The 12,983-nt window shown below is 71.1% G+C and carries 8 protein-coding genes; 2 read left to right on the forward strand and 6 right to left on the reverse strand.

Annotation, left to right across the window (positions count from 1 at the left end; translation table 11 throughout):
- Nucleotides 1-10 precede the first annotated feature (10 nt).
- The 6 genes from GTY96_RS32115 to mglB all read right to left on the reverse strand — a co-directional run bounded on the left by GTY96_RS32115 (nucleotide 11) and on the right by mglB (nucleotide 9,180).
- The gene (locus tag GTY96_RS32115) at nucleotides 11-1,369 is read right to left on the reverse strand and encodes a tetratricopeptide repeat protein (RefSeq protein ID WP_143899030.1); all 1,359 of its coding nucleotides are present in this window, start codon (nucleotides 1,367-1,369) and stop codon (nucleotides 11-13) included.
- On the reverse strand, nucleotides 1,366-4,782 hold the full coding sequence (locus GTY96_RS32120; RefSeq protein WP_161666711.1) for a tetratricopeptide repeat protein: 3,417 nt from the start codon (nucleotides 4,780-4,782) through the stop codon (nucleotides 1,366-1,368). The genes GTY96_RS32115 and GTY96_RS32120 overlap by 4 nt, the downstream gene beginning before the upstream one ends.
- 5 nt (nucleotides 4,783-4,787) lie before the next feature.
- Nucleotides 4,788-7,193, reverse strand: coding sequence for a tetratricopeptide repeat protein (locus GTY96_RS32125; protein WP_201756612.1), 2,406 nt, complete (start codon nucleotides 7,191-7,193; stop codon nucleotides 4,788-4,790).
- A gap of 21 nt (nucleotides 7,194-7,214) precedes the next feature.
- Nucleotides 7,215-7,994 carry a dihydrolipoamide acetyltransferase gene (locus GTY96_RS32130; protein WP_161666713.1) on the reverse strand — a complete coding sequence of 260 codons (780 nt, stop codon included), beginning with the start codon at nucleotides 7,992-7,994 and terminating at the stop codon, nucleotides 7,215-7,217.
- Between the two features lie 107 nt (nucleotides 7,995-8,101).
- Nucleotides 8,102-8,689: a gliding-motility regulator Ras-like GTPase MglA gene (gene mglA, locus GTY96_RS32135; protein WP_014394794.1), complete on the reverse strand. Its 588-nt coding sequence runs from the start codon at nucleotides 8,687-8,689 to the stop codon at nucleotides 8,102-8,104.
- 11 nt (nucleotides 8,690-8,700) lie between these two features.
- Nucleotides 8,701-9,180: a gliding-motility regulator GTPase-activating protein MglB gene (gene mglB, locus GTY96_RS32140; protein WP_002637270.1), complete on the reverse strand. Its 480-nt coding sequence runs from the start codon at nucleotides 9,178-9,180 to the stop codon at nucleotides 8,701-8,703.
- Between the two features lie 184 nt (nucleotides 9,181-9,364).
- On the opposite strand from mglB, the gene GTY96_RS32145 reads away from it, so the two are divergent.
- Entirely contained in the window at nucleotides 9,365-10,969 is a 1,605-nt protein-coding gene (locus tag GTY96_RS32145) for a carboxypeptidase regulatory-like domain-containing protein (RefSeq protein WP_235686026.1), read from the forward strand.
- 47 nt (nucleotides 10,970-11,016) lie between these two features.
- The gene (locus GTY96_RS32150; protein ID WP_161666714.1) at nucleotides 11,017-12,981 is read left to right on the forward strand and encodes a FecR domain-containing protein; all 1,965 of its coding nucleotides are present in this window, start codon (nucleotides 11,017-11,019) and stop codon (nucleotides 12,979-12,981) included.
- Nucleotides 12,982-12,983: the final 2 nt, after the last annotated feature.

Raw genomic sequence — 12,983 nt, forward strand, 5'->3', positions numbered from 1 at the left:
TGGAAGGCGTCTACCGGACGTCGGAGGGGACCTTACCCGAGGCGCCCGGCCGCGTGGCAGGGGGCCCTGGGGACGGTGCGGGGGTCGGTGTTGCCTCGGGGGACTTCGCCGGTCCGGCGGGGGGCTTCGCGGCGGTTTCGGCGGCCTTGCGCAGTCCCTCCTTGCGCTCGCGTTCGCGGCGGCGGGTCTCCCGGTCGATGCCCTTCTGCGCGTCCTTGAGGTACTGGGCCGTGCGCTCGTCGGTGCCGCCCTTCGCCTGGTACTGGCCCAGGAAGGCCACGGCCTTCTGGAGGCGCTCCAGCGCGTCCATGCCGGCGGGCTCCAGGTCCAGGTGGAGCAGGGCCAGGTTGAAGTACGGGTCCTTCGCGTCGGGCTGGAGCTGGAGCACGCGCTCGTACTCCGCCAGGGCGCGGGCGAAGTCGCCTTCCCCGCGGTACGCGTTGCCCAGGTTGAGGTGCGCGGAGGCGAAGTCCGGCGCGGCCTTCACCGAGGCCTCCAGCTCCACGCGGGCGCCGGCGTAGTCCTCTCCCTCGTTGAGCAGGGCGCCCAGGTTGTTGCGCGCCTCGGCGAAGTCCGGCCGGAGCGCGATGGCCTGACGGAAGCGCTCCAGGGCCTGGGGCCGCTCCTTGAGGCCCAGGTGCACGAGCCCCAGGGCGTTGAGCGTGGACGCGTCCTCCGCGTGGATGGCGAGCGCGTTGCCCAGCACCATGGAGGCCAGCTCGTACTTGCCCTCGCGGGCGTACACCTGCGCGAGCACCTGCATGGCGGGCACGTGTTGTTCGTCACCCTGGAGCGCGCGGCGGGCCTCCGCGACGGCGGCCGGGTGCTTCTTCTGCAATAGCAAGGTGAGCGCGAGCGCCGTGCGCCGTGCCACCGAGTCCTGCTTCGTCAGCGCCTGGCGCAGCTCCGCCTCCAGCGGCGCCGCGCGGCCCGTGCGCGCCGAGAGCCGCACGAGGCAGTCCCACGCCGCCTCCTGGTCTGGCTCCAGCGACAGGGCCTGCCGGTAGGAGCGCTCCGCGTCGGCGACGCGGCCCTGGCGCTCCTGCACGATGCCCAGGTTCGTCCACGCGGGAGCGAGCTTGGGAGACCGCTCCAGGAGCGCCTTGAGCGCCACCTCCGCGAGGCTCAGCTCGCCGCTCCGGGCGACCTCCACCGCGCGCGTGAAGTCCCGCTCCGGCCCGGAGAGGGACTTCGCGACCGGCGCCTTGTTCGCGGCGGCGTCCGGCTTGGGAGACGTGCTCACGGCGGTGGGGGGCGCGGCCTCGGGGCCGGCGAGCTTCGGGGCCTCGCGCGTCGCGGGGCCGGAGGCGCAGGCGGACAGCAGCCAGCACATGAGTCCGGTGAGCGCGAACCTGCCGCCGGCGTTCATGGCGTGCTCCCTTCCGTCAGCCGGGGGCCCGCGTCGGAGCTGGCGCGCGTGGGGCTGGCGAGGCTGCCCAGCAGGCCGTCCGGGTACACGGCGTCCACCGCGATGGCGCCCTTGGCTTCCTTGAGGACGGGGTACTCCTTGGGGCGGAAGCGGTTGAGGGCCTCCAGCGTGCGGTGGGTCCACTCGTTGGAGACGCGCTGGGTGCGGGCCTCCTTGAGCGCGGCGGCGTAGATCTCCACCGCGCGGTCCTCCAGCGCCACGGTGCGCTGGGTGAGCATGTCCTGGTAGGCCAGCACGGCGTCATCCCCCAGGCGCTTCACCTCCGGCGGGACGGGGACCTCCAGGAGCGTGCTGGCGAAGCGCTCCAGCGCGTAGCCGCGCCGGTAGAACGCGGCCAGCGACCACTCCAGTTGCTTGTACGGCAGCACCTTCGCGTACGCGTCGTTCACGGTCTTCACCGCGTCCGTCTTCTTGTTGAAGCTCTTCTCCAGGGCCTTGCCGGAGCCGGTGATCTTCAGCGCGTCGAAGCGCTGGAACTCCGCCTCCGCCAGCTGGAAGCGGCTGTAGGCGGCGGCCTCGGCGGCGCGAAGCTGGAGGTCTGGCTTCAGGCGGCGGCGGTCGAAGTCGTCGGCCGCGGCGGCGTACGCGCGCTGGGCCTCCTTCGCGTTGCCGCGCTTCTTCCACGCGTCGCCCATGCGCCGCTTCGCGTCCACCACCAGCTCCACCTGGTCCGCCTTGCTCGCGAACTTGCGGACGAACGCCTCCAGCGCCTTGATTTCGCCCTTCGTGTCGCCCTGCTTCTCCAGGATGCGGGCCGCGCGGTACTGGTTCTCCGGCGCGTTCTTGCCGTGGGGGTACAGCTCCACGCAGCGCTGGAAGGCGGCCGCGGCCTCCGCGTAGCGCTGCTGGCCTTCGAGCAGCGCCGCCGCGTTGTAGAGCGCCGCCTCGCGCTCCTCCGCCGCCGGGTAGTCCTTCACCAGCTTCTGGTAGCTCGTGACGGCCTTGTCGAAGTCGTAGGACTTCTGCGCGTTGACGGCCACCCGGAACAGCGCGGTGTGCGCCCACGGGGACTTCGGGTAGTCGCGGTACACGCGCTCGTACAGCTTCATCGCGGAGTCGAACCGGCGCAGCTCCTCATACGCCACGGCCGCGTTGTTGAGCGCCTTGTCGGCGAACTCGTGGCGGGGCGCCTCCTCCACCAACTGGAGGTACTTCTTCGCCGCCTCATCATAGCGCTTCTGCGCCGCCAGCTGATCCGCCAGGTTGAAGCGCCCGGCGAGCTTGAACTTCATCAGGTCGCGGTACTGCTCGCTCGCGGGGTCCACCACCTGCGCGTTGCTCGCGAGCCGCGCGCTGACCTCCTCCACGCTCTTCCAGTCCTGGTCGATGAGGAAGGACTCGATGATGAGGTTGGTGGCGTAGCCGGCCACCGCGTTGCGCGGATAGGCCCGCACCACGCGCTCGAAGCGGGGCCGGGCCTGGGCGAAGTCGTCGTGCGTGTAGAACAGCTCCGCGGCCTGGTAGGCGACACCCGGCGCGGCCTCCGCCTTTGGCAGGAGCGCCACGTAGCTGTCGGAGGCCTTCACCAGCCGCGCCTCCGTCTCCGCCAGGGCCACGGGCGCGGGCGGGCGGTCCTTGGGGCGTTCGCTGGCGCGCAGCGGCTTGCGCGCCGGCACGCGTCCCGCCTTCACGTCCAGGTCGAGCTGTTCCTTCCACGCGAGCACCGCGTTGTGCGCGGACACGTCGCGGTAGGTGTTGTCCTGGTTGGAGTCGCGCACGGCCTCGTATTCCTTCGCCGCCGCGTCGTACGCGTCCGAGTTGAAGAGGCACTCGGCGTGGAAGAAGCGCAGCGCGTACGCGGTCTTGCTGCGCGGGAAGCGCTCCAGGTACGTGCCGTACGCGTGGGCCGCGGAGGTGTAGGTGGCCCGGGCCTGCTCGGCCTTGCCTTCCTTCTGGAACGCCTGCGCCTGCTGATGTTGGTAGGTGGCGGCGGAGTACAGGCTCTGCTCGGCGAGCGTCTGCGCGTGGGACAGCGCGTTCGGATCGTCCTTGTTCTTCTCGTACCAGGCGCCGCCGGGCAGGTAGCTGTTGGCCAGCTTCTCGGACTCGAGCGCGTACAGGTCCATGCGCCGGTCGCGCTCATAGGCCTGCACGATGCGCTGCTGGAGGCGCGGCGCGTCCGGCGCCAGCGGGGTGAGGGTCAGCACCTGCTGGTACGCGGCGATGGCCTCCGCGTTGCGGAGCTGGTCGAAGTAGACGTTGCCCAGCCGCCGGTAGACTTCGTTCTCGTAGGGGCGGCCGCCCCGCCTGGCGAAGAGCTCCCGGGCCCGGGCCACGCCGCCCCAGGTGTCGTCGGCGAGCGACAGCGCGATGTACTGGAGCGCCTCCGAGCGCAGGTCGCCTTCGTCCGCCGCGCTGCTGGACTGCTGGTGCGACTGGTAGTGGTCCAGGAGCAGCAGGAAGCTGTCCACGGACTCCTCGAACCAGTCCATCCGGTAGTACGTCCAGGCGAGCTTGTAGCGGGCCTTGTCGTAGAAGCGGTGCTCCGTGTCGCGCGTGGCGGCGGTGTACGCGTCGGCGGCCTTGCGCAGCGCCTCCGGGTCGGTCTCGTCCTCGAACCAGTACTCGCCGATGCGCGTCCACGCGTCCGTGGTGAAGCGGCTGTTCGGATAGCGCGTGGTGAGCTGCTGGTAGGTGGCGAGGCTCTCCTCGTCCTTGTGCTGCTCGTTGAGGCAGTAGGCCAGCAGGTACATCGAGCCGTCGTTGAGACGGTAGTCCGGGAAGCGCGAGAGGAGCGCGCGGTACAGGCCGATGGACGGCGTGAAGTCCACCTCCGGTTCCGGAGGCAGGTCCGCCATCGCCTCGTCGGAAAGCGTGCGCACGCGCTCCGCGTAGTCCTTGCGCGCCAGCTGGTGCTCGTCCGCCGAGCGCTCGTAGTACAGCTCCGCCAGCCGGAACATCACGTCCGGCGTGGCGCGAGGCTCGTCCGGGTAGCGGCGCAGGAAGTCCTCGAAGCGGGCGATGGCGTCCAGCCGCTGCGTGCGCTCCTGCGACTCCAGCGCGGTGAGCGTCTTCTCGTAGGCGTTGGAGATGGCCGCGCGCCGCTGCGTGTAGCGCCGCTCCACCAGCTGCTTCACCTCGCGGTGGAAGTCGCGCGACTCCGCCTCGTACGCCTCCAGCGCGCGGCTCACGTCGCGCAGCAGCTTCTCCTGCTCGGGCGTGTGGCCCAGGCCATCCAGGTAGCGGGAGGTGGGCGGAGCCTTGTCCGGCGTCCGGGGTTTCGCTGCTGGCTGGGCGGTCTTGTCGGAGGCCTGGGGCTTAGAGGTCTGCGGGGCCGAAGCGGGGGGCTTCGCGGCGTGCGAGGCGGCCACTGGCGCGAGGGCCAGGAGGAGGGCGAGGACGGGGCGGCGCATGGCCTTCAGTCCCCCCCTTCCGACGACAGGACGTCCTTGAACTCGGACTCCAGCGCGCGCAGGGCGTCGCTCTTCTCCTTGGCGACCTTCTGGATGTTCGCCGCGTTGTCCTGCGTGCGGCTGAAGGCCACGTCCACCGTGCCGGTGTCGGCCTTGAGCACCAGCTCGTAGAACTGCTGTCGCACGCGCCGGAAGCTGTCGTAGGCGATGCGGCCCACCAGGTTTCGCGCATCCCCGGTCGCGACGGCCACATCCTGCTCGTAGCCCTGGAGCAGCGCCTGCTCCGCGCGCACCTTGTCGCGGATGGACTTCACGCGGTGCTGCAACCGGGAGTGCAGCGCCACCCGGGCCACCGCCACCCGGCCCCGCAGCGCCTCCGTGCGCGAGCGCACCGCGTGCATGCGCAACAGCACGCGGGTGTCCTCACCGGACAGCCGGCCTTCCCCCGCGCGCAGCACCGCGTGCTCCTGCTGGAGCGTGGCGGCGTAGCGGGAGCGGATGGCGGCCTCGCCCTCCAGCGACGTGTCCGTGGACTGGCGCTCGCTCGCGAGCCGCGCGCGGGTGCGGTCCAGCTCCGCCTGGAGGTCGCGCAGGGTGGCGATCTCCGCCTGGAGCTGCACCAGGAACTCGCGCTCCTCGGCGGGGTCCGCCTGCCGCTCGTCGCGCGTGTCCTCCACCCACTTGCGGATGGCGGCGGCGTTGGCGTGCAGGCTCTGCAGTTCGTACCCCACGCGGAAGGCCTCGCGGTCCACCGCGTCCACCTTCGCCTGCATGCGCTGGCGGCGTGCGTCCAGCTCCTTGCCGGTGGTGGGCAGCGACGCGAACCGCAGCCGCTGGGCCTCGCGCGCGCCCTGCGCCACGAGCAGCTTCTCGCGCTCAGCGGGCGTCAGCTTCTCTTCGACCAGCGCCGCCTCCGCCTGCACCAGGGCCTGCTCCACCACGGTGAGCGCGGTGTCCACGGCCTCCGCGCGGGTGTAGCCCTCCTGCAGCTCCGGGAACGCCTCCAGCCCGCGCGCGTCCAGCGCCTCCAGGATGCGCTCCGCGATGGCCTTCGCCTCGCCCGCGCCCTGACGTCCGCTGTCCAGGTCGCCCACCATCCGCACCGCGTCGGCGACCTCCTTCTGGGTGGACGCGTACTGGAGCGCCAGCGGGGGCAGGAGCGTGCTCACGTCCAGGGAGCGCTCGTTGCGCGCCAGCAGGTTGTCGAAGTACGCGACGGGGTCGTGGTTCACACGCAGGAGCGCGTCCACCTTGTCGCGCGCGGGCGTGAACATGCGCGCCACTCCGTCGTAGGTCTCCAGCGCCTCGTCGTACTGGCGCAGCTTCTGGAGCAGGTGGCCCTGGAGGATGCGTCCCTCGGGCGCGAGCTGCGAACGCGGCGCCACGAGCAGCAGGATGTCCGTGGCGTTCTTCGCCTGCGTGAAGTCCTGCTTGCGCACGTACGTCCAGGCGACTTCCAGCAGCGTCTCCGGGAAGCGCTCGCTCTCGCGAGGTACGCGACCGTAGTGGTCCAGCGCCTCGTCGTAGCGGCCGGTCTCGTACATCAGGCGGCCCAGCGAGAGGTACGCGAGCTCCCGGAAGCGCTGGGCCTCCGCTTCCGCAAGGCCCGTGGACACCACCGCGTCCGGCCCGGTGCCGACGATGCGCTGGAACTGCGCGATGGCGGCCGGGTAGTCCCCGCTCTGCACGCTCAGCACGCCCAGGTGGTAGACGGCCTGCACCCGGAAGGCGCCGGGCGTCTGCGCCAGCGGGGCGAACAGCGCGCGCGAGCGCTCCTGGTGCTCCTCGGGCGACAGGTCCGCGCGCTTGAACGTGCCGCGCGCGTGCACGTAGGCGATGTCCGGGGCCAGCACGCCGCCCGACAGCCGCCGCGCCTGCTCCACGTACGCGTCGATGCCGTCGAACTGCTGGAGCCGCCCCGCGACCGCGAGGTAGCGGCTGACGGCCTCCTTGTAGCGCTGGGGAGACAGGGGCAGCGACAACACGTCGCGCAGGTACACCCGCGCGCCAATGTCGTTCTTCTGCTGGTAGAGCGCGTCCGCCAGATAGAAGACCGCCTCCGGGTAGCGGGGGCTCGCCTTGAACTCCGGGTCGCTCACCAGGTCGTAGAAGAGGACGGACGCGGCGGTCCAGTCCCCCAGCAGCGAGTACAGCTCGCCTTCGGAGAAGCGCTTGAGCTGCGAGTCGGCGCTGCTCGGCTCCGGGCGTTCGGTGAACTGCGTCTCCACGAAGCGCAGGGACTGCTCCGCCGCGCGCAGCTGCGCCTCCACGGCCTCCACCGCCGAAGCGCGCGTGCTCAGCGAGGCCGGCATGGGCGGCAGGGCGGCCGGGGAAGGAGAAGGGGAGGGGGCCGGAGGTGCCGGCGCGGGCGCGGCCCCGAGGGTCAGCGCGAGGGCCAGGGCGTGCAGCATCGCGGTCACGGCGCCCGCTCCCTACTTCGGCTCGCTGGAGGTGGAGGCGGGCACGGCCGCCGCGTCCGGAGTCCCCTCCGCCGCGGTGCCGGGCGGCTTGGGCGTCCGCGTGTCCTTGGCCACTTCGATGTCGTAGCGCACCGCGGGCCGGTCCTTCAGGTCGGTGGTGAGGCCGCCCTTCTCCACGCCCACCACGTTCACCGTGGTGACCTTTCCGGACTCCGCGTTGAAGGTGTAACTGGATTGCACCTTGAACTTGTAGCCCTCCAGGTAGCTGAACACGCCGTAGCCGCTGCCCCGGTACACCAGCCGCACCGCGAGCTGGTGCTGGCCCGGCACGATGCGGCCGTTGAAGACCTCCAGCGACTGGTGCCGGTTCAGGTCTCCCTGCGTGTCCACCTGGGTGAAGATGGGCGCGCCGTCCAGCGCGTACACCACGGACTCCAGCTGGAACGCGTTGCCCATCTCGTTCTTGTGCACCAGCACCGCGCGCGCGCCGGTGGACAGCTCGCCGCCCATCACCGTCTCCTGGAGCAGCAGCAGGCGCGCCTTGGAGCGGTAGATCTTCTCCTTCAGGTCGACGACCTGCTCCTCCAGGGTCTTCACCCGCGTGCTGAAGGCCTCGTCCGCCGTCTGCTCTCCGGTGGCGGGCGCGGCTGGCGCTGCGGGGGGCGTGGCTGGCGCGGCGGTGGCGCGCGGCGTCGCCGTGGGGGCGGGGGACGTCCCTTGCGCGAACACCGGCCCGGGAAGGCCAGCGCTCAAGAGCGCGAGGAGACGGAGGGTGGCGGATGCGACGCGCACGGTACGACCTCGGAAGGCGGCTCTGCCCGACGGCACGAGGTCATACCATCGTTCGCCGGGGGCTGCCCGGTGGGGGGCAGCCCGCCGGGCAGGGAAGCAGGCGGGGCTCAACCGCCCTTGCGCAGCTCGGTGAGGACCAGCTTCGCCACGGCCTTGAGCGTGTCGAACACGCCCACGCCCGTGGGCGCCACGGCCTGGTACTCCGGGATGTTCCGCGGATTGAGCGCCTTGCGCATCTCCTCCACGGTCACCGCGTTGGGCAGGTCGCGCTTGTTGTACTGCACGACGTACGGAATCTTGTTCAGGTCGTAGCCCTGCTCGGCCAGGTTGATGCGCAGGTTCTCCAACGATTCCATGTTGGCCTCCATGCGCTCGATCTGGCTGTCGGCGACGAACACCACGCCGTCCACGCCCTTGAGGATGAGCTTGCGGCTGGCGTCGTAGAACACCTGGCCGGGCACCGTGTAGAGGTGGAAGCGCGTCTTGAAGCCGCGGATCTCACCCAGCGACAGCGGCAGGAAGTCGAAGAAGAGCGTGCGGTCCGTCTCCGTGGAGAGGGAGATGAGCTTGCCCTTCGTGTCCGCCGCGGTCTTGTTGTAGATGTACTGAAGGTTGGTCGTCTTCCCGCAGAGTCCCGGCCCGTAATAGACAATCTTGCAGTTGATTTCGCGGGATGAGTAATTGATGAAGGACATGGCTTCCCGGGTTACTCGCTGAAGAGGTTGTCGATATCGTCGTCGGAGATCTCGGCGAACGGCGAACCGGCTCCGGGGCTGTCGGTCTTCTTCACGAGGCTTTCGAAGATCTTCGTCAGCTCGTCGCTGGCCTTCTTGATGCGCAGGCGCACCAGACCCAGGCTCGTGCGGTTGTCGAAGATGACGACCAGCACCACCCGGCTGCCCACGATGGTCATGTAGAGGCTGTCCTTCGCCCCTTCATGGAACTGGTTGGGGAACTCATTCTCCCCGATGAGCTTCGCCAGTCCGCCCATGGCGGCCACGTTGCCCGCCGTCAGCGACGCGAGCGACGTGGTGTCGATGTTCTGCGTCTGGCCGGCCGAGGAGATGAGCTGGCCGTTCTTGTCGACGAGGAAGACCACCTTCGCGTTCGCGTCCTTGGTGAGCCGGTCGCAAACGGCGTTGATCTTGGTGAACTCCTCTTCGTACATCACCAGTTGCGTGCCCATGGGCGTATGCGCTCCTCAGCGTTCGCTCGCCCCGCGCACGGCGGCGCTCCGATGTTTCTGGAGTGAATCCCGGAGGTTAGACGAGGCGCTACCGACCGTCGCCATGCTTAGCAAAGCAGTTCCACTCCAGCAAGAAGCCAGCCGTGATCCGCGCCGCTTCTTGAAGGAATGACGGCATCGCGGGTTGGGACACCTGCCCCTCTTCTCTATACTCCGCCGGGCCTTGCGCCGCCCGAGCCCCCTCTCCGACATCCTCCCGCGCCTCCTGCTCCTCGTCCTGGCGCTCGCTTCCACCCGGGACGCTCGCGCGGAGCCCCCCGAGCCCGAGCGCGCCTCGCTGCGCCTGCGCTACGGCCTCTCGTTCCGGCAGGGTGAGCAGGTGGATGTAGGGCCCGGGCTCACCTACGACGGTCTGACACCGAACGACGCGGCGCTGACGCTGACGGGCTGGATGGGGACGTACCTGGGCGGAGGGTTGGATCTGCAGCGCGAGGCGTTCGAGCTGAAGGACGCGACGTCGCGCGTGACGGGCGGAAGTCTGGCGCGCGGTTCGCTGGGGCCGCGCGGGCGCCTGAGCCTGGGGCCGGTGCGGTTGGAGCTGGGCGCGGGGTATGGCTTCGCGCAGCTGCCGCTGTTCGGTGGGTTCACCGCCGCGCCGGTGTTGCAGCGGGGCGTGCGGCACGCGGCGCTCGTCGCGGGCCGGGTGCTGGTGGAGCTTCCTGCGGGCTTCCAACTGGAGGCGCGCGGGGAGCTGCCGCTGACGCTCTCCGCGCACGCGGCGGGCGGGATGAAGGCGTCGTCGTCCGGGTATGTCGTCGGGGCGGCGCTGCTGCATCCGGTGGTGCGCCGTGAGCGTTGGACGGGGACCCTGATGCTGGAGGTGCAGCAGGCCCACGACACGATGGAGCTTGAGGGCAGCGGCCTGCGCTCCGAGCAGCGGCTGCGCAGGATGGGGCTGGCGCTGGAGGTGGCGTGGCGGGATGACGCCCGGACGTCTCGGGTCATCGAGGGCCCTCGCCAGGGCTTCGTCGTGCTGAACATCGTGGACGCGGAGACGGGCACCCCGATTCCGGGGGCTCGCGTGCGCGTTCCCTCCATGAAGACACCGGGCACGAGCGAGGAGTTGGTGTCGGACGCGCAAGGCCAGCTGCGGGCGCTGCTCCCCGAAGGTGAGCAGTCCGCCCAGGCCAGCGTGGAGGGCTACGAGGATGCGACAGGGGTCGCCAGCGTCAGCGGCGAAGGGCCGAGCGCGACCCTCCAACTGCGCCTGCGCAAGAAGGCGCCGCCCACGGGCTCGCTCAAGGTGAAGGTGGTGCAGGGCAAGGGCGGCACGCCGCTCCCGGATGTGCGCGTGGTGTCGGGCTCCATCCAACTGCGCACGGACATGGTGGGCGTGGTGCTGCTGGATGGGCTCGCGCCAGGGCCGGTGGTCATCGCGGTGTCGGCGCCGGGCTTCCGCGCGGCGGAGGAGGCCGCGGTGGTGGTGGCGGGGCAGGCGTCGGAGCTGGTGGTGGTGTTGTCGCAGGAGCACAAGGGCGAGCTGGCCACGCTGGTGGGCCAGGTGCGCAGCGCCCGGAGCGGCCAGCCGTTGGTGGCGACCGTGACCATCCCTCAGGCCAAGGTGCGCACGCGCACGGACAAGGGCGGCGGCTTCACGGCGCGCGTCCGTGGCGGCACGTACCGCATCACCCTCTCCGCGCCCAGGCACGTGACGCAGACCAAGATGGTCACGGTTCGCGACGGCGAGCAGGCCATTCTCAACGTTGATTTGTTCCCGAGGGGCCGGTGAGTCGCGCGAGGGTTCCGCCGCGATGTCCGTCCGTCGCCGAGGTTTCAGTGAGTCCTGTCCGCGTCCTGGCGTTGTCGCTGCTCGTCCTCCTCTCCGGCTGTTCGGGGTGTGAACGCGAGGAGGCGCCGAAGCCGCCTCCCGTGGTGGAGGTGGACGCGGGGGCCGTCGTCCCGCTCGCGCGCTTGGAGGGGCTGTCCGGAGACGTGCGGTTGGAGCGCGCGGGCAAGGTGGTGCCGGCGGTGGAGGGGCCGCTGCTCGCGGGGGACGCGGTGGAGACGGGCGACCAGGGCTCCGCGGTGGTGCGCTTCCCGGGGGGACGCACGGTGGAGGTGAGCCGCGAGGGCCGGTTCGCGCTGGGCTCGGATTCGACGGGCGTGGTGATGAAGGTGGAGCGCGGCATCGTGCTGTCGCGCGTGCCGGCGGGCGGAGGGAGCGTCGCGGGCTCCAAGGTGACGTTGAACATCCTCACGCCCTTCGGCCTCACGCGCGTGGGGCCGGAGCCGTCCGAGGTGAAGGTTGCGGTGGCGGAGGACTCCGCGCGGGTGGAGGTGAAGCTGGGCGCCATCGAGCTGGTCTCCAAGGACGGGCGCACGCTGCGCGCGGCGGAAGGCGACGCGGTGGACCTGACCCGCGAGCGCGCGCAGGTGGTGCCCGCGGCCCCGCGCATCGTGGAACTCGCGCCCATCGCGGTGACGGTGCGTGCGACCTCCGGCGACGCGGAGGTGAAGGCGAAGAGCACGGGCCGCTGGCGCAAGGTGCGCCGCGAGGGCGAGGTGTTGGCCTCCGGCGACGGCGTGCGCACGAAGGGAGGCGAGGCCGTGCTGTCGCTCAAGGACAGCGGCTCCCTGCTGACGTTGTCCCCGGGCGCGGAGGCGGTGCTGGAGGGCGCGGGTCAGGAGGGCGCCACGGACGAAGCCCGCGTCAACCTGCTGCAGGGGCTGCTCGCGGTGCAGCTCGCGGCGGGGCGCACGAGCCGCGTGGTGCTGCCGGAGCTCACGCTGGAGGGCGGCGGCGCGGCGAAGCTGGAGATCCGCCGCACCGGCGCTGGCATGCAGGTGACGGCGCAAGCGGGCGACGTGACGCTCCGCCGGGGCGACACGCGGCAGGCGCTGCGCGCGGGAGAGCGCGCCACCGTGGGCAGTGACGGCAACGCGAAGGTGGCTCCGCTGGAGGATGCGGCGGTGGCGGTGGGGCCGGGCAACGGCACGGAGGTGTTCCACCGGGGCCTCGCGGAAGTGGCGCTCACGTGGGAAGGCGAGGGCGACACCGTGGTGGAGGCGGCGCAGGACGCGGCCTTCACCCGCCGGGTGCTGTGGGGCCGGGTGCACCGCTCGTCCGTCAACGTGTCGGCGCTGGCGCGAGGCACGTTGTACTGGCGGGTGCGCAAGGAGGACGGCTCGCAGGTGGCCGCGGGCAGCGTCCACTTCGCCCCCGAGTCACCCACGAGCGCGCTGGCGCGGGTGCGCAACGTGGTGCCCGAGGGCCCGGAGAAGACGACCATCTTCTACCAGGACAAGCCTCCCGCGGTGACGTTCACCTATGGCTCGGAACCGCAGGCCAGTACCTATCGCGTGGCGGTGTACAAGGCGGGCTCGCTGACGACGCCCGTGGCGCAGCGCACGGTGGCGGAGACGCGCGCGGCGCTGGAGGCGGGGGCGCTGGGCGAGGGCAGCTACCTGTGGTCCGTCACGCCGCTGTCGCAAGCGGGGGCGGCCCTCAAGGGGGGACGGATGAACAAGCTGGAGCTCGTCTACGACAACTCGGTGGTGGGGCTGGTGGTGGACAGCCCGCGCCAGGGAGGGGCCGCGACGGAGAAGGTGCGGGCCTCGGGCGTGGCGCCGGTGGATGCTCGCCTGTCCATCAACGGACGGGCCGTGCCCCTGGACGGCAAGCACCGCTTCGATACGTGGGTGGCCCCCATGGGAATGCCCCCCCTGCTGGTGTTTAAGATGACGCGTCCCGGTGCTCCGGACGTACTCACGGTGCGCACCCTGAAACCGCGAGGGCCTTGAGG

Origin of the sequence: Corallococcus silvisoli, assembly GCF_009909145.1 — a bacterium.
Classification (GTDB): domain Bacteria; phylum Myxococcota; class Myxococcia; order Myxococcales; family Myxococcaceae; genus Corallococcus; species Corallococcus silvisoli.

Coding starts and splice junctions, on each gene's coding strand:
- GTY96_RS32115 (WP_143899030.1), bottom strand. CDS start 1,369: ATGAACGCCGGCGGCAGGTTCGCGCTCACCGGACTCATGTGCTGGCTG.
- GTY96_RS32120 (WP_161666711.1), bottom strand. CDS start 4,782: ATGCGCCGCCCCGTCCTCGCCCTCCTCCTGGCCCTCGCGCCAGTGGCC.
- GTY96_RS32125 (WP_201756612.1), bottom strand. CDS start 7,193: ATGCTGCACGCCCTGGCCCTCGCGCTGACCCTCGGGGCCGCGCCCGCG.
- mglA (WP_014394794.1), bottom strand. CDS start 8,689: ATGTCCTTCATCAATTACTCATCCCGCGAAATCAACTGCAAGATTGTC.
- mglB (WP_002637270.1), bottom strand. CDS start 9,180: ATGGGCACGCAACTGGTGATGTACGAAGAGGAGTTCACCAAGATCAAC.